The organism is Streptomyces sp. WM6372 (genome assembly GCF_001279655.1).
In the GTDB taxonomy this organism is placed as follows: domain Bacteria; phylum Actinomycetota; class Actinomycetes; order Streptomycetales; family Streptomycetaceae; genus Streptomyces.
This window is the reverse complement of record NZ_LGDB01000227.1, coordinates 24149-39173: the sequence shown is the minus strand read 5'-3', so window position 1 is coordinate 39173 and position 15025 is coordinate 24149. Positions and strand designations below refer to the sequence as shown.

Genomic DNA, 15025 nt, shown 5'->3' with positions numbered 1-15025 from the left:
CGGTCCTACGCGCGGACGACGGCGTACCGGCCGCGCGCCTTCGTACCGTCCGGCAGCGTCCACTCCGCGGTGACGTGCCCCAGCGGCTGCTGCCCGCCGCTGTCGTCCCGCGCCGGTGCGGCCCGCAGGACGCGCCGCACGCCGAGGGTCAGCTTCCCGCCCGGGGTCCGCACGAGCACGTCGGTCGTCTCCGGCCCGTCGGACACGCCGAGGATCGTGACCGGGCCCGGGCGGCCGGTCCCCGCGGACCAGCCCGTGACGGACGGGTCGGGCGTGTCGCTCTCGCTCTGTGCCTGCGGCTCCGCCTCGCCGCGTACGAGCGCGTACAACCGCTCGACCAGGACGGGGTCGTGGGTCCCGTCGTAGATCCAGCGCCGGCCCAGCACCCCGTGCTCGGAGGTGCCGATGAGGGCGTTCTCCGCCCCGTCCAGCGGTGCTCCGCGGTACGTGAGGGGCACGTGGTACGTGACCGGCCGGTCTCCCGCACCGTCGGAGACCGCCATGAACTCGATCCCGACCTCCCCCTGCGGGTCGTCGAGCCGGAAACCCCCGACCCTGGCCGGCCGGGGGGCGCTCCCCGGGCCGGGGCCCTGGTACCAGGACTGCGTGGGAAGCCAGGAAGCGAGCAGCTCCAGCTTGCCCGGGGTCATCGTGGTCCGGTGGACGACGGCCATGGTGCGGCACCTCTCTCGGTCGACTGCCGATCATCCTGCCACCGGCTCCGCGCGGCCCTCAGGTTGCGTCCGCCTTACGTGGCGCCGACGTTCGTGCCACGCGCCGTCCACGGCCGGTGAACAGGCAGGAAACACAGTGCAGTTGGCGTTGACGGCCGCTGCTCTACGCGCGTCATCATGGGCCGCATGAGAATCCCCCCACGCTTCGTGACCCTCGTCGGCGCCGCGGCGATCGCCGGTGCCCTCCTCACCGGACCGGCCGCCTCGGCGGCTCCCGCTCCCGCGTCCGCCCCCGTCTCCGCCGCGGCGGCCGCCGCGGCATCGGTCGGCAGCGTCTGCTACTCGGCGCTGCCTTCGCAGGCGCACGACACCCTCGACCTCATCGACCAGGGCGGCCCGTTCCCGTACTCCCAGGACGGCGTCGTCTTCCAGAACCGCGAGCGGCTGCTCCCGATCCACGGCAGCGGCTACTACCACGAGTACACCGTCATCACCCCGGGCTCGCCGACCCGCGGGGCACGCCGGATCATCACCGGACAGCAGTGGGAGGAGGACTACTACACCTCCGACCACTACGCCTCGTTCCGGCGCGTCAACTTCGGCTGCTGATCCCGCCGGTCCGGCCGTTCGTACGCCGCCCCGCCCGCCGCGTGAGTCGGACCCGTGTCACGCGGCGGGCGGGGGCGCGTCACTCGAACCGCGTGGTGTCGCCCGCCCCGCGCCGTACGATCTCGGCCTCGCCGCCGGAGAAGTCGATGACGGTGGTCGGCTCGGTCCCGCAGTCGCCGGAGTCGACCACGATGTCGACGAGGTAGTCGAGCCGCTCCTTGATCTCCCAGCCCTGCGTCAGCGGCTCCGGCTCGTCGGGCAGGAGCAGGGTGCTGGACAGCAGCGGCTCACCGAGCTCGGCGAGCAGGGCCTGCGTCACCGCGTGGTCGGGGATGCGTACGCCGACCGTCTTCTTCTTGGGGTGCAGCAGCTGGCGCGGCACTTCCTTCGTCGCGGGGAGGATGAAGGTGTAACTGCCGGGGGTGGACGCCTTGATCGCGCGGAACACGTCGTTGTCGATCTGCACGAGCTGGCCCAGCTGGGCGAAGTCCTGGCACACCAGGGTGAAGTGGTGACGGTCGTCGAGGTTGCGGATGGACCGGATCCGGGCGAGGCCGTCACGGTTGCCGAGCTGGCAGCCCAGCGCGTAGCAGGAGTCCGTCGGGTACGCGACGAGCGCGCCGGAGCGGATGCTTTCAGCGACACTGCCGATGGTGCGCTGCTGGGGGTTCTCGGGGTGCACGTCGAAGTACTTGGCCATTGGCCGAGCCTACGCGATCGGGTCACCCCCGGCCCGCCGGGCTCCTGACGTCCAGCCCTGGCCGCGGAGGCGTTCGAAGCCGTCCAGGAGCAGGTCCAGCGCGAACTCGAACTCGAACTGGTCGTCGCAGCCGCCGCCCAGGACGGATTCCCCGTCGTGGGCCGCGGCCCCGGCCAGCTCCGCGACATGGGGGTAGGCCGCCGCGGCCTCCGGCGGCATGGCCGCCGGCCCCGCGGGATCCGGGTCCGGGGCGGCGTCGAACACCTCCTGGGTGAACCCCAGGACGCGGCTGCCCAGCGCGTGCATCACGTGATGGGTGAGGTCGACCGAGAGGCCCCCGGCGCGGAACATGCCGATCACCGAGTCCAGGTACGCGAGCACGGCCGGGGTCGGCCCGCTGCGCGAGCGGATCACCTGGGCCGCCCAGGAGTGCCCCAGCAGGGCCGCGCGCGCCGAGAGGATCCGCTGCCGGACCGCGCCCTGCCAGTCGGATCCGTGGGCCGGGGGATCGATCTCTCCCACGACGGCCTCCACCATGCCGTCCAGGAGCTGTTCCTTGTTGGCGACGTGCTTGTAGAGCGCCATCGGCACCACGCCCAGTTCCTGGGCGAGCCTGCGCATGCTCAGTGCCTCGATCCCGACGCCGTCGGCCAGTTCGACGGCGGCGCGCAGCACCCGGTCCCTGCTCAGCGGCGCCCGGGGCGCGGCCTCCGGCCGGCGGGTCATGTCGATCGGCTCCTTCGTCGTCGGTACGCGGCTTGACGAGTGTACGCCGTACACCTACCGTGTGGCCCAGGTGTACGCCGTACACCTCTCAAGAGGGAGTGGTTCCGCATGGGCTCGAACAGAAAGACCGCGCTCGTCACAGGGGTGTTGTTCCTCGTCACCGAGGTCGCCGCGATCGGCGGGCTCGCGCTGTACGGCCCCGTGCTGCACGACGCCGGCTACGTCCTCGGCCCCGGCGCCGACGCCCGGGTGTTCCTCGGGGCCCTGTCCGAGTTCGTCCTCGCGCTGGCCGTCATCGGCACCGGGGTCGCCCTGTACCCGGTCGTCAAGCGGCAGAACGAGGGCGCCGCGCTCGGCTACGTCTGCGGGCGGCTGCTGGAAGCCGCCGTCATCCTCGTCGGCACCATCAGCGTGCTGTCGGTGGTGACGCTGCGCCGGGAATCCGCGGCGGCGCCGGGCGAGGGCGGCGCCTCCCTCCTCACGGCCGCCGACACCCTCGTGGCGGTCCACGACTGGACGTTCCTCATCGGGCCCAACTTCGTCCTCGGCGCCAACACCCTCGTCCTGGCCGGCCTGATGTACCGCTCACGGCTCGTCCCGCGGCCCCTCGCCGTGCTGGGGCTCGTCGGCGGCGCGCTGATCTGCGCCTCGGCCACCGCCGTGCTGTTCGGCGTCTACGAGCAGGTCTCGGTCGCCGGATCGCTCGCCGCACTCCCGGTGTTCGCCTGGGAGGTGGGCCTGGCCGTCCGGCTCCTCGCCAAGGGGTTCACCGGGGCCGGGGGCACGGGGACGGAGACCGGGGCCGGGGGTCCCGCCGCGCCCGCTCAGCTCCCGAACACCGCGGAGAAGTGGGCGGCCAGCCCCGAGACGGTCGGCGGGCACAGCCTGGCCCCGAGGTAGCCGTCCGGCCGGATCACGAACGCCGCCGGCTCCCGCACCCCGTACATCCGGGCGAACTCGCCCCGGCCGTCCCGGTACACGGGCACCGGCGCCCCCCGGTCCGCTTCGGCCCCGGCGTCGGCGAGGACCGCGCACACCCCGACCCGGCCCCTCGCGGGACCCCGTACCGCCGAGGCCAGCTCGGCGAGGCCGTCCAGCGCCGGGCCCGGCCCGTACAGCAGCAGCATGTGGTCGCGGCCGCGCAGCAGGTCGTACAGCCGCAGCGGATACGCGGCGATCTGCCCGGAGAGCCCGCCACAGTCCGGTGCCCGGTCGCCGGGCCGCGGCCCGGGCCCGCCGTCGTCCTGCGGGCCCGCCGGCTGTACGAGGGGGCTGCCCCGGTAGCCGACGAGCAGTTGGGCCTGGCGCATCATCAGCGTGTCCGCGTCCTCCGGATCGGCCTGGACTCCCTCGGCTGCCTGCCGCACGGTACGGCCGACGACCTCCTCGCCCACCGGCCGGCGCTCGGCGTCGTAACTCGCGAGCAGCCCCGGGGCGCCGGCGCCCCGCACGGCCAGCGCCAGCTTCCAGGCCAGGTTCCAGGCGTCCTGGATGCCTGTGTTCATGCCCTGCGCCCCCGTCGGCGGATGGATGTGCGCCGCGTCCCCGGCCACGAAGACCCGCCCCTGCCCGTACCGGTCCACCAGCCGGTGGCTGATCCGGAACACGGACGACCAGCGCATGGCCGACACCGTGGTGGGCTGCGGGGACAGCCGGTCCAGGACGGCCTGGACGTGGCCGAGTTCGGGGGCCCGGCCGCCCTCCAGCCCGTGCGCCACCGCGTCACCGCCTTGCGGGGGAGCGGCGGAGAGCTCCGGCGGCACCATCATCGACACCCGGTAGCGGCCGGTGCCCGGCAACGGAATGCACACCAGCAGATCGTCGACGGCGCCCCGGGCATCGTGGTGCATGGCCCGCACCCCGTACGCGTACGGCAGGTCCCAGTCGAGCTCCACGTCGGCGAGCATGTACTCCTCGGGGAACGCGCCGCCCTCGAAGGCCAGACCGAGCCCCTTGCGGACGGCGCTGTGCGCGCCGTCGCACCCCACCAGGTACCGGGTGCGGACCTCCTCCTCCCCGGCGGGGGTGGTGAGCCGGCAGGTCACCCCGTCGGCGTCCTGGACGAACGACACCAGCTCGCAGCCCCGCTCGATGCGCGTCCCGAAACCCTCCAGGAACTCCTCGATGATCCGCTCGGTCTCGTACTGCGGCAGCGCGGCGAAGCGGTACGGGACCTCGGGCGGCAGCACCAGGTCCAGCCGGGGCTGCTCCACGCCGTTCACGTACGTGAGCTGCCCGCGCATCGGGACGGCGGCCTCCAGCGCGGCCCGGACGAAGCCCATCCGGTCCCAGATCTCCAGGGTCCGCGGCTGGATCCCCACCGCCTTGGCGTACGGCAGCCGCGCCGGGAGCCGGTCGACGATCCGGCAGGAGATCCCGCGCCGCCGCAGCTCGGCGGCCGCCGTCAGCCCGACCGGGCCGGCCCCCGCCACCAGGACGTCCGCGGCCGCTCCATCGGTGTGCACCATCGGCGCCTCCGGGGCGAGTCCCGTGGATACGGATCTCCTCCATGGTGACCCGGACCCCCGCACCCGGCGATCGGACCGGTCCGGGACCGCACGCGCCGGGGCACCGGCCGGCCGGCGGCCCGACCGGTACCCCGCCGGACCTCAGTCGCCGATGTCGCGGCGGCGGAAGTCGTCCAGGGTTTCGCGGCGGACGAGGAGCCGGGCCGTGCCGTGGTCGACGGCGACGACCGGGGGACGGCCGACCATGTTGTAGCCGGAGGCCATGGACAGCTGGTAGGCACCCGCCACCGGCACGGCCAGGAGGTCTCCCGGGTGGACGTCGCCGGGGAGTTCGACGTCGGCGGCCAGGACGTCGCCCGCCTCGCAGTGCCGGCCCACCACCGTGGCCGTACAGGGCGCGGCGGCGGAGTGGCGGCCGATCAGGCGGGGTGCGTACCGGACCCCGTACAACGCGGGCCGGGGGTTGTCGCTCATACCGCCGTCCACGGCCACGAACACCCGGTCCCCGGTGCGTTTCACCGCGAGGACCCGGTACAGGGCCACCCCCGCCGGACCGGCGATCGCCCGGCCCGGCTCGATGGCGAGCCGGGGCACGGGCAGCCCGGCCGCCGCGCAGCTCTCGACGAGCTCGGCGCGCAGCCGGCCGGCCAGCGCCGTGAGGTCGAGCGCGGGTTCGCCCGGGCAGTACGCGATGCCGTGGCCGCCGCCCATGTCGAGCTCGGGGAGCGTGACGCCGTGGGCGTCGCGGATGCGGGCCATCAGGCCGACCACGCGGCGCACCGCCGTCAGGTACGGCTTCACGTCGGTGATCTGGGAGCCGATGTGGCAGTGCAGGCCCACGAGTTCGAGCTGCGGCTGGCCCAGGATGCGGGTGACGGCGTGCTGCGCCGAGCCGTCGGTGAGGGACAGGCCGAACTTCTGGCCGTCGGTGCCGGTGCGGATCTTCTCGTGGCCGCCGGCCGAGATGCCGGGGACGACGCGGACCAGGACCTTCTGGTGTCCGCCGGGGCCGACGGCGGCGGCGAGGCGGGCGATCTCGGACGGGCTGTCGATGACGATCCGGCCGACGCCGAGCCGCAGCGCGGTCTCGATGTCGCGCGGTGATTTGGCGTTCCCGTGCAGGAGGATGCGGTCCGGCGGGAATCCGGCGGTGACGGCGAGTTCGAGTTCGCCGGCCGAGCAGACGTCGAGCCCGAGGCCCTCCTCGGCGACCCAGTGGACCATGGCGCGGGAGAGGAAGGCCTTGGCGGCGTAGAGCACTTCGGCGTCGGGGAAGGCGTCGCGGTAGGTACGGCAGCGGGTCCGCACCTCGCCCTCGTCCAGTACGTACGCCGGGGTGTCGAAGCGGTCGGCGATCTCGGTCAGCGGGACCCCGCCGACGGCGAGGCCCCCCTGCGGCAGCCGGGTCGTCGAGGCCGGCCAGACGGACAGCTCGTCCGCGGAGCCCGCGGCGGTCTCGGACAGGGTGACGGTGGTCATGGGACTCCTCCCCTCAGACGGCCTGGGCCGGGAACCGGCCCGGCCGCAGCGGCGCGGCGGTGGCGGCCGGAGCCGCCGGAGCGGCCGCCGGAGCCGACAGCGTCGGGTCGACGGTGATCAGGTCCGCGCCGAGCGGTGCGCACAGCTCCCGCAGCAGGGACTCCGACAGCCGGATGTGGCGCTGGCCCTCACCGAGGGTGGCGGCCAGCAGATCCGCGCGGGTGAAGCCGACGGCCGTACGGGCGCCCAGCGGAGTGCGGAACAGGCGGATCACCGCCTCCGCTCCCCTTCCCGGCCGGACGGGCACGTACAGGAGCCCGGCCGGGACCCGTTCCTCGGGCTCGGGATCGTCTTCGTACCGGAACAGACACATGGGGCCCTCCCTGAGGAACCGCAAGAGGCGACTGGTGGCGCCCCGAGTGCGGGGAGGCAGTCCGGGGCGCGACTCCGAAGCTATCCCCGCCCGCGGTCCCCCCGCGCGGGTCCCTGACGCCACCTTGACGGGAAACGGCCCACTCCATATACGCCGCTGACGCCCTCCCGGCCCCGGCATCAAGGCACTGTCAGGGTTTCCGCCGTCAGCCCGGTGTCAGCCCGCCGTCAGTCCGCCGTCAGCGTGCCGGCGGCCCGGTGTCAGCCCGCTCGGCCCCGTGGTGGGCCAGGGCGGCGTGCGGGTCCTCGCGGTCCGCGGTGTGGTCGATGTGCACGGTGGCCGCGGTCAGCCGGGGGACGGCGTGGATCAGGGCGTGTTCGGCCTCGACGGCCAGGGCGTGCGCCTGCACCACCGTGAGGTGCGGGTCGACGACGATGTCGGCCTCGGCCCGCAGCGCGTGCCCGATCCACCGCATGCGGACCTGCCCGGTGCCCCGGACGCCGGGCACGCCGAGCAGCGCGCCGTGCGCGGTGTCGACCAGGGCCGGATCGACCGAATCCATCAGCCGCCGGCAGACCTCGCGCGCGGCGTCGCGCACCACCATGAGGATGGCCGCGGTGATGAGCAGGCCGACGATCGGATCCGCGCTCTTCCAGCCGATCGCGGCGCCGCCCGCGCCGAGCAGGACGGCGAGCGAGGTGAACCCGTCCGTACGGGCGTGCAGGCCGTCGGCGACGAGCGCCGCGGAGCCGATCCGGCGGCCGGTGCGGATCCGCTGCCGGGCCACCCACTCGTTGCCGAGGAAGCCGACCACCGCGGCGCCCGCGACCGCCCAGAGCTGGCCGATCTCGCGGGGGTGCAGGAGCCGGTCCACGGCCTGGAACGCGGTGAGGGCGCAGGAGGCCGCGATGGTCAGCACGACGACGATCCCGGCCAGGTCCTCGGCCCGGCCGTAGCCGTACGTGTAGCGGCGGTTCGCCGCGCGCCGCCCGAGCACGAACGCGATGCCGAGGGGAACGGCGGTCAGCGCGTCGGCGGCGTTGTGGACGGTGTCGCCGAGCAGGGCCACCGACCCGGACAGGGCGACGACACCGGCCTGGACGGCCGTGGTCAGGCCCAGGACGCCCAGGGACAGCCACAGCGTGCGCATGCCCTGCCGGGAGGTCTCCATCACCGGATCGACCTTGGCCGCCGGTTCGTGCCCGTGCGGGGCGAACGCGTGCGCCAGATGGCCGAGCCGGTGCCGCAGCCGGTGCCGCAGCCGCGCCCGGAAGGACCCGTCGTGGTGCTCGTGGTGGTGGCTCACGGCGTGCTCGCTTTCGACGAGGACGACAGGGAACGGGTGGGCCCGACCGTCCGCCCACCCGCCCATTGTGTCCCCGGCCGTCAGCGGGAGCGCAGGGCCGCGTCCAACTGCTCCGCGGACCGGGCCAGGCCGGCCGCCGCCGTCGCGCAGCGGTCGGCCAGCGTCTCGATCCGCCAGCGGAAGGCCTCGGCCTGCGGACCCTTCCAGTCCAGCGCCACGGCCCCCGCCCGCAGCCGTTCCGCGTGCCGCAGCAGCGCCGCGGAGTGGGCCCGCAGTCCCTCCGCGGGCTCGCAGCGCCGCGCCTCCCGCTCCGTGCGCGGCGCCGGAACGGCCGTCACAGGGTCCTCCAGGGGGCGAAGGCGTTGGTCACGCCGTCGAGGGCCGGGGCCAGTTCGGGGTGGTGGCGCAGGAGCACGGAGACCATGCCGCCCCGGTCCACCCACTCCAGGCCCTCCGCCGTGTACACCTCGGGCCGGTAGTCGGTGGTGAAGAAGCGGTCGCTCTTCAGCCGCCTGCTCGCCATCAGGATGAAGATCCGGAACAGGGAGTCGCTGAAGCCGAATCCGGCCGGCCGCGGCTCGGCGAGATTGCCGACCAGCGTGTCCACCCGGTCGAGGCGTCCCTCGTACAGCTCCTTCAGCAGCGGGGTGTCACCCGGATGGCCGCCTGTCAGCTCCTCGAAGGAGGTGACCGGCCGCTTGCGCAGCATCTGCCGGTACGCGTTGTAGCGGGGGATCCCGCGCTCGCGGTCGCGCAGGACGTCGACCGTGCCCAGGTCGGTGTGCTCGCCGGTGAGCCGGGCCAGATTGCGCAGCGCGTCCGGGTGGTTGTGCAGGACGAGGGCCCCGGGGTGGGCCGTGCCGAAGCTGTAGAACAGGTCGCTCATGCCGTACGCGTCGACCGCCTTCCGGGTGGTCGCGCCCTGCATCTCGTCGAACCCGATGGTGGTGCGGACGCCGCCCGCGCGGTGGTCCCGTACGGCCAGCTCGTCCGGGATCAGCGGGTGCAGCCGGTACGCGGAGACGAACTCCTCCGTCATCGAGAACGGCGCCGCGTGGTGGTCGGTCGGGGAACCGAGGATCCCGCTGAGCATCTCGCCCTTGCCCACGCGCCCGTACGTCCGGCTGACCCAGCGCGGCAGCACCCCGTACCAGTTGGCGTCCATCGCGCGGCGCAGCACCGGGGTGTCGAGGATGCCCGGAGTCCACTCCACCGTGTGGATCTTCGCCATGAGCGCGGTGTTGACCAGCCGCGCGGTGTGGAAGAGCCGCTCGTCGTCCCAGGTCGGGTAGTGGGCGCGCAGGTAGTCGCAGATCGCGTTGTGCTCCTTGGCGAACAGCGTGTGCAGCAGCGACAGGCCCGCCCAGTAGTCGCTGTTCATGCCGGTCCAGTCCAGGCAGGACCTCCCGGGCCGCGGATCGGCGGGCAGCCGGCCGTCCTCCACGATCAGCCGACCGTGCTCGCCCGTGCGCAGCGCCCGGCAGCGGGCCTCGTCGGAGCCGTAGATCTGCGAGCCGTCCCACCAGTGGGTGACGGTGTTCTCGTACGTGGGCGGCGCGTCGGCCGCGGTGTGCGCGACCGGGTCGGGGCGGGTGCGGTTCACGCGCATCGGGCAGCTGCCGCCGTGCTCGGCCCAGTCGTCGTCCCCGGCGAGCGGGACCGTGAACGGCTCGGCCTCCTCGTTGTCGCCGTGGTTGGCCCAGCCGTGGTTCTCGAACTGGATCCAGGCGGCGGCCAGCAGGTTGAGGGTGGGCGCGGGCACGAAGCCCTTGCGGGCCAGCAGCTGCCTGCTGATCTCGCGCGGGTTCGGCGACATCAGCTCCTCTTCGGAGTCCGGGAAGGCCAGGTGCAGCGGGGCGTTGCGGTCGAGCCGGGTGCCGACCCGGCCCATGTCCTCGTCGTACGGGTCGTAGCCCGAGCCGTCGTAGGAGCGGAAGGGCGCGAGCGCGGCGGTCGGACGCCGGCGGCCCTCCCCGCCCGCGCCGTACGTGTCGTACAGGTTCTTGCGGCGCAGGTCGTCGCGGAGCACCCGGAGGTTCAGCAGCCCGAGGGGGAGCGGCAGTTCGTGCCACTCGCGGGTGCGGTTGACGCGGGCGAAGGCGGCCGAGCCGAGGCGTTCGAGGAGCCCGGGCGGGCCGTACGAGGGCGCCTGGCCGGGGTGGGCGGCCTGCGCGGGAACGCCCGCGGCGGCCGGGGTCGCACGGCTCGGGGCCGCGCTCGGCTCGGTGGAGGTGGTGTCGGTCATGGCGTTCCTCAGCGGTCGGCGGAAGAGGGGAGGCGGGGGGGGGAGAGCGGTGGTGGGAGAGCGGCGGTGCGCGGTCAGCGGTCGTAGAGCCGGAAGAAGCGGGCGGCGGTCACGCGGCCCCGGAAGGGCGCGAGGTCGGCGTCCACGCGGGCGCTCGCCTCGGGGACCGTGTGCTCCAGGTTGTGCGCGTACCGCTCCGCGGCGTGGCACAGCGGGAAGGAGTGCGTGTCGTCGGTCCAGGTGAACTCGGTGAACTGCTCGGGCAGCGCGTACGCGGAGACCGAGGAGCGGCCCTCCAGGCTCGGCACCACGTCGTGCTCGTTGACCAGCGAGTACACCCGGGTCCGCGGATCGGCCGGGCGCTTGCCGTCGATGGGGGAGCCGATCGCGACGACGTGCGTGACGTGGTGGATCCCGCAGAAGTCCCGGTCGGCGGCCAGGTTCATGGCGGTGATCCCGCCCAGGCTGTGGCCCACCAGGGCCAGTTCGCAGCCCGAGGGGACCAGCCGGCGCAGCGCCTTGGCGACGGCCCTGGAGTACGGGGTGGCGGGCCGGGCGACGGCGTGTACGGCGCCCAGCAGGTCCTGGGGGCTCTTGTCGCTGACACCGGACATGCCGGCGAGCTGGACCACGTACCGCTGGACGCCGTCGGGCCCCACGACCTGCTGGACCAGCAGCGTTCCGTCGGTGCCCACGGCGCCGATGTTGCGGACGTACCCGGCGATCGTGCCGGTGGTGTCGAGGCGTTCGGCGAGCGCGGGGGAGGGGACGAGGGGCTCGGCTCGGCCCGGTCCGCGGTCGAGGAAGGCCCAGACCCGGGCGCTGATGCCCAGGACCGGCTCCGCGCCGGCCAGGGTGCGGCCGGTGGCGATCTCCCAGCCGGCCCCGTCGTTGAGCGGGTTCTCGTCGGTGAGGGCGTTCCACGCGAGGATGTCGGCGAAGGCGGGGGCCAGCAGGGCGAAGGTGCGCTCGGCACCCTTGGTGCCGAGCAGCGAGCGGAAGACGCGGACCGCCTCGCGCTGCCGGTCCTCCTGGACGGCCCGCAGCACGCGCGCGGTGTCCGGGTCGCCGAGCAGTTCGGGGTGGGTCACGGCGGCGGCCCGGATGCGGGCCTTGAGGCCCGTTACGGCCAGGCTGACGGCAAGGCTCTCCCGGCTGGTGAACACCCCGGCGAGCCAGCCGATCCGGGCCAGGCCGCGGCCGCGCGGGGCCCAGCCCAGGCCCTGGGGGTCGGTGATCGTCCGCAGCAGGGTGCGCCAGGCGGCGCCGTCGCGGGCGGCGCGCGGCAGCCGGGTGCCGAGGGCCAGTTCGGAGGCGTACCGGGAGGCCTCTCCCACTCCTTCGGCGGCCTCCGCGAGCACGCGGCACAGGTGGTGCAGGGAGCCGGTCTCCGGTTCGTGCCCGGTGACGGCGGTCGTGGCATCGGTCATGCAGGTGCCCTCCGGGGCATGGTGCGGGTGCGGGTGCGGGTGCGGGTGCGGGTGACGGGCCGGCCCTGGTCGTGGGTGCGGCCGGCGACGTGCGGCGCGGGGCCCGGCGGGCGGCCGGCCCCGCGCCGCCGGACGGGCTCAGCGCATGGCGAGGGTGAGCCGGATGCCGGCCGAGGCGAGGATGCCGGGCAGCGGGCGGCAGGGGTCCACCGCGGGCCTGCCGCCGGTGACCCGGTGGCCCCGGAGCACCGCCGCGACCAGCAGGACCGCCGTCAGCACGCCCAGGTGCTCACCCGGGCAGCGCCCGCCGCCGTGGCTGAACGGTGCCATCCGGATGTCCTGCGCCGCCCCGGGCCGCAGCCACCGGGCGGGCACGAACTGGTGGGCGGCCGGGACGTGTTCGGGATCCCGCTGGTGGAACAGGGCGGGCACGAGCACCGCCGTACCCGCCGGATAGTGGACCCCGCGCCACTCGGTCTCGGCCCGGGTGACCCGTACGAGGTCCGGCACGATCGGGAACAGCCGCAGGGTCTCCTCCACGCACGCCCGCAGCCGGGGCAGTTCCGCGCCCCCGCCGTCGACCTCCGCCCGCAGGGCCTCCTGCTCGGCCGGATGCGCGGCGAGCAGCAGCAGGGTGCGGGCCACCGTCGGGCCGACGGTGTCGAGGGCGAGCAGCCAGTGGTGGGCCTGGCCCACCGCGTCCAGCGCGGCGGCCTCCGGTCCCGTGGCGGCCGGATGACTGCGGGCGAGGGCGGCCAGGGTGTACGGCTCGGCCCGGGCGGCGTACTCCTCGACGCGGGCGGCGGCCTTGCGGTACAGCGCCTCGGCGGCCGCGGCCCGGCCCTTGCGCATCCGCATCCAGTTGGCCTCCTCGCGGATCACGAGGAGCCACCGCGCGAGCTCCTCGTCCCCCGCCGCCGCATCGCCCAAGACCATCCGGCGCCCGATCCGGGCCACCGTACGCCGCAGCAGCGGGAAGTCCAGCTCGGAGCCCTGGAGCAGGGCGGGGGCCTCCTGTGCGATCACCGCCCGGAACTCCTCGCACGAGGGGTGTACCGGCCGGTCGGCCGCGAGCACCTCGTCGTTGACGCGCCGGCGCTCCTCGCGGGTGTCGCCGTGGGAGCAGATGACGCCCGTGGGTTCGAGGAGCGACAGCCCCTTGTACTTGTCGGGCGCGTCCATGGCGAGGGTGCGCACCGGCAGTTCGTAGAACCGCCGGACGTCGGCGTGGTCCAGCAGGACCAGCAGCGGCCCGGACAGGCCGCGCACCTCCACGGGCGCCCCGCCGTGCCGGGCGCGCATGGCGCGCAGCGTCGCAGCCGACCAGCCCTGCTGGCCGAGGGCCGCCTGCGCCGCCACCACCCGGGGCCGCAGGTGGAAGGCCCCGCGGACGAAGGCGGGCAGGGTGTGGGTGGCGGCGAAGCGGACGGTCTCGGCCCGCCCGGCCCGGGCGGGCCGAGGTACGGGGAGGGAGGCCGAGCCGGTGCCCGCGGCTTGGCCCGGGATCCCGGCGGCAGCGGTGGTGTTCTCGTCAGCGGCCTCGGAGCGGGCCACGGCGTCGGTCATGCCTCCACGACCTTGCCGGGGTTGAGCAGGTTCTTCGGGTCGAAGAGGCGCTTGAGCCCGCGCTGGAGCTCCAGGCTGACCGGATCGAGCTCGCGGGTCAGCCACTCGCGCTTGAGCGTGCCGATGCCGTGCTCGCCGGTGCTGGTGCCGCCGAGGGCCAGGCCCGCGGCCATGATGTCGTCGTACGCGGTCTGGGCGCGGCGGAACTCGTCCGCGTCCGATTCGTCGAAGACGACGGTCGGGTGCAGGTTGCCGTCTCCCGCGTGGCCGAGGGTGAAGATCCGCAGCCGGTTGCGTACGGCGATCTCCTCGATCGTGCCCATGAACTTGGCCAGTTCGGAGCGCGGTACGGCCACGTCCTCGATGAAGGCGGTCGGCCGGCCGCCGAGGGTCGCGGCGAACGCGCCCAGGGCCGGGGTGACCAGCCGCCGTGCCTCGATGACCTGCCGGGACTCCTCGGAGCCGGTGGCGGTCACCACGTTCCGGGATCCGGCCTCCTTGCACAGGAGGGCCATCGACGCGAGGTCGCGGGCGGGCTCGGCGGTGTCGCTCTCGATGATCAGCGTGGCCGCGGCGCCCGGGGTCAGCATCGGGTGCCCGTGGTCGGCGACGGCCTGGGACGTCGCCCGGTCGAGGAGTTCCAGGGCGGACGGCACGTGGCCGGCCGCGGTGATCGCGGCGACGGCGTCCCCGGCCGCCGTCAGCGTCGGGAACTGGGCGAGCATGGCCAGCGCGGGCGGCCGTACGGGGCACAGCCCGAGCGTGGCGCCGACGATGACGGCCAGGGTGCCCTCGGAGCCGACGAGCAGGCGGGTCAGGTCGTACCCGGCCACCCCCTTCGCCGTGTCCCGGCCGGTCCGCATCCGGCGGCCGTCGGCGAGGACCAGGTCCAGGCCGCGCACGTAGTCGGCGGTGACCCCGTACTTGACGCAGCAGATCCCGCCGGCGCCGGTGGCGATGTTCCCGCCGATGGTGCAGTGCTCCCAGGAGGCGGGGTCGGGCGGGTAGGAGAGGCCGTGCTCGGCGACGGCGTCGTTCAGGCGCTTGGTGACCACGCCGGGCTCGCAGCGCACGAGCCGGTTGGCGGGGTCGATCTCCAGGATGCGGTCCATCCGCGCGGTGCTCAGGACGACGCAGCCGTCGATCGCGTTCGCGGCGCCCGCGAGGCCGGTGCGGGCACCCTGCGGGACGACGGGCACACCGAGCTCGTACGTGGTGCGCATGATGTGCCGGACCTGCTCGGCGGTGCGCGGGAAGGCGACGACGGCCGGGGTGCCGGCGGCGGAGAACGGCGCGGCGTCGCGCGCGTGCGCCGCGAGGGTCTCCGGGTCGGTGTGCAGCACGTCGGCGTGGTCGGTGAGGAGGGTGCGCAGGCGGGACAGGAGAGGGGTTTCGGGGGACATGAGGGCCTTCTGACGGTGGTGGGGGAGGCTGGCGTCCGGGCTGCGG

14 protein-coding genes are annotated in these 15025 nt (G+C 74.6%); 2 read left to right on the top strand and 12 right to left on the bottom strand.

Annotated elements, in window-relative coordinates; translation table 11 throughout:
• Positions 1 to 5: 5 nt before the first annotated feature.
• Positions 6 to 674 (bottom strand): maltokinase N-terminal cap-like domain-containing protein, encoded by a 669-nt coding sequence (locus tag ADK52_RS33070; protein WP_053693550.1) that lies wholly within the window; start codon positions 672 to 674, stop codon positions 6 to 8.
• A 186-nt stretch (positions 675 to 860) separates the two neighbouring features.
• Here ADK52_RS33070 and ADK52_RS33065 point away from each other — a divergent pair, with 186 nt between their 5' ends.
• Entirely contained in the window at positions 861 to 1283 is a 423-nt protein-coding gene (locus ADK52_RS33065; protein WP_053693628.1) for a ribonuclease domain-containing protein, read from the top strand.
• A gap of 79 nt (positions 1284 to 1362) precedes the next feature.
• Here ADK52_RS33065 and ADK52_RS33060 read toward each other — a convergent pair whose 3' ends face one another.
• Together ADK52_RS33060 and ADK52_RS33055 are read right to left on the bottom strand one after the other, a co-directional pair.
• Positions 1363 to 1983 (bottom strand): L-threonylcarbamoyladenylate synthase, encoded by a 621-nt coding sequence (locus tag ADK52_RS33060; RefSeq protein WP_053693549.1) that lies wholly within the window; start codon positions 1981 to 1983, stop codon positions 1363 to 1365.
• Positions 1984 to 1992: 9 nt separating this feature from the next.
• Positions 1993 to 2709: a TetR/AcrR family transcriptional regulator C-terminal domain-containing protein gene (locus tag ADK52_RS33055; protein WP_053693548.1), complete on the bottom strand. Its 717-nt coding sequence runs from the start codon at positions 2707 to 2709 to the stop codon at positions 1993 to 1995.
• 108 nt (positions 2710 to 2817) lie between these two features.
• Between ADK52_RS33055 and ADK52_RS33050 the strand changes: the two genes are divergently transcribed.
• The gene (locus tag ADK52_RS33050; protein ID WP_053693547.1) at positions 2818 to 3609 is read left to right on the top strand and encodes a DUF4386 domain-containing protein; all 792 of its coding nucleotides are present in this window, start codon (positions 2818 to 2820) and stop codon (positions 3607 to 3609) included.
• On the opposite strand, the gene ADK52_RS33045 is transcribed toward ADK52_RS33050, so the two are convergent.
• The 9 genes from ADK52_RS33045 to ADK52_RS33005 all read right to left on the bottom strand — a co-directional run bounded on the left by ADK52_RS33045 (position 3534) and on the right by ADK52_RS33005 (position 14979).
• Positions 3534 to 5177, bottom strand: a complete 1644-nt coding sequence (locus ADK52_RS33045; RefSeq protein WP_053693546.1) for an FAD-dependent monooxygenase — start codon at positions 5175 to 5177, stop codon at positions 3534 to 3536. The genes ADK52_RS33050 and ADK52_RS33045 overlap by 76 nt on opposite strands.
• Positions 5178 to 5318: 141 nt before the next feature.
• Positions 5319 to 6656, bottom strand: coding sequence for a diaminopimelate decarboxylase (gene lysA / locus ADK52_RS33040; RefSeq protein WP_053693545.1), 1338 nt, complete (start codon positions 6654 to 6656; stop codon positions 5319 to 5321).
• 13 nt (positions 6657 to 6669) lie between these two features.
• Entirely contained in the window at positions 6670 to 7029 is a 360-nt protein-coding gene (locus tag ADK52_RS33035; protein WP_053693544.1) for an SAV_915 family protein, read from the bottom strand.
• Between the two features lie 238 nt (positions 7030 to 7267).
• Entirely contained in the window at positions 7268 to 8278 is a 1011-nt protein-coding gene (locus ADK52_RS33030) for a cation diffusion facilitator family transporter (protein WP_420714979.1), read from the bottom strand.
• Positions 8279 to 8415: 137 nt separating this feature from the next.
• Positions 8416 to 8673 (bottom strand): hypothetical protein, encoded by a 258-nt coding sequence (locus tag ADK52_RS33025; protein ID WP_053693543.1) that lies wholly within the window; start codon positions 8671 to 8673, stop codon positions 8416 to 8418.
• Positions 8670 to 10580 (bottom strand): peroxidase family protein, encoded by a 1911-nt coding sequence (locus tag ADK52_RS33020; RefSeq protein ID WP_078988780.1) that lies wholly within the window; start codon positions 10578 to 10580, stop codon positions 8670 to 8672. The genes ADK52_RS33025 and ADK52_RS33020 overlap by 4 nt, the downstream gene beginning before the upstream one ends.
• A 74-nt stretch (positions 10581 to 10654) precedes the next feature.
• Complete coding sequence (locus tag ADK52_RS33015) at positions 10655 to 12010, bottom strand: lipase family protein (RefSeq protein ID WP_053693542.1); 1356 nt, start codon at positions 12008 to 12010, stop codon at positions 10655 to 10657.
• 138 nt (positions 12011 to 12148) lie between these two features.
• Positions 12149 to 13576, bottom strand: a complete 1428-nt coding sequence (locus tag ADK52_RS44655; RefSeq protein ID WP_053693541.1) for a cytochrome P450 — start codon at positions 13574 to 13576, stop codon at positions 12149 to 12151.
• Positions 13573 to 14979, bottom strand: a complete 1407-nt coding sequence (locus ADK52_RS33005) for an FAD-binding oxidoreductase (protein ID WP_053693540.1) — start codon at positions 14977 to 14979, stop codon at positions 13573 to 13575. The genes ADK52_RS44655 and ADK52_RS33005 overlap by 4 nt, the downstream gene beginning before the upstream one ends.
• Between the last annotated feature and the right edge of the window lie 46 nt (positions 14980 to 15025).

What these genes read in the sequence shown, in the direction of transcription:
- ADK52_RS44655 (WP_053693541.1), bottom strand. Translation starts at nt 13,576, where the DNA reads ATGACCGACGCCGTGGCCCGCTCCGAGGCCGCTGACGAGAACACCACC.
- ADK52_RS33015 (WP_053693542.1), bottom strand. Translation starts at nt 12,010, where the DNA reads ATGACCGATGCCACGACCGCCGTCACCGGGCACGAACCGGAGACCGGC.
- ADK52_RS33005 (WP_053693540.1), bottom strand. Translation starts at nt 14,979, where the DNA reads ATGTCCCCCGAAACCCCTCTCCTGTCCCGCCTGCGCACCCTCCTCACC.
- ADK52_RS33060 (WP_053693549.1), bottom strand. Translation starts at nt 1,983, where the DNA reads ATGGCCAAGTACTTCGACGTGCACCCCGAGAACCCCCAGCAGCGCACC.
- ADK52_RS33070 (WP_053693550.1), bottom strand. Translation starts at nt 674, where the DNA reads ATGGCCGTCGTCCACCGGACCACGATGACCCCGGGCAAGCTGGAGCTG.
- ADK52_RS33045 (WP_053693546.1), bottom strand. Translation starts at nt 5,177, where the DNA reads ATGGTGCACACCGATGGAGCGGCCGCGGACGTCCTGGTGGCGGGGGCC.
- ADK52_RS33055 (WP_053693548.1), bottom strand. Translation starts at nt 2,709, where the DNA reads ATGACCCGCCGGCCGGAGGCCGCGCCCCGGGCGCCGCTGAGCAGGGAC.
- ADK52_RS33035 (WP_053693544.1), bottom strand. Translation starts at nt 7,029, where the DNA reads ATGTGTCTGTTCCGGTACGAAGACGATCCCGAGCCCGAGGAACGGGTC.
- ADK52_RS33065 (WP_053693628.1), top strand. Translation starts at nt 861, where the DNA reads ATGAGAATCCCCCCACGCTTCGTGACCCTCGTCGGCGCCGCGGCGATC.
- lysA (WP_053693545.1), bottom strand. Translation starts at nt 6,656, where the DNA reads ATGACCACCGTCACCCTGTCCGAGACCGCCGCGGGCTCCGCGGACGAG.
- ADK52_RS33050 (WP_053693547.1), top strand. Translation starts at nt 2,818, where the DNA reads ATGGGCTCGAACAGAAAGACCGCGCTCGTCACAGGGGTGTTGTTCCTC.
- ADK52_RS33020 (WP_078988780.1), bottom strand. Translation starts at nt 10,580, where the DNA reads ATGACCGACACCACCTCCACCGAGCCGAGCGCGGCCCCGAGCCGTGCG.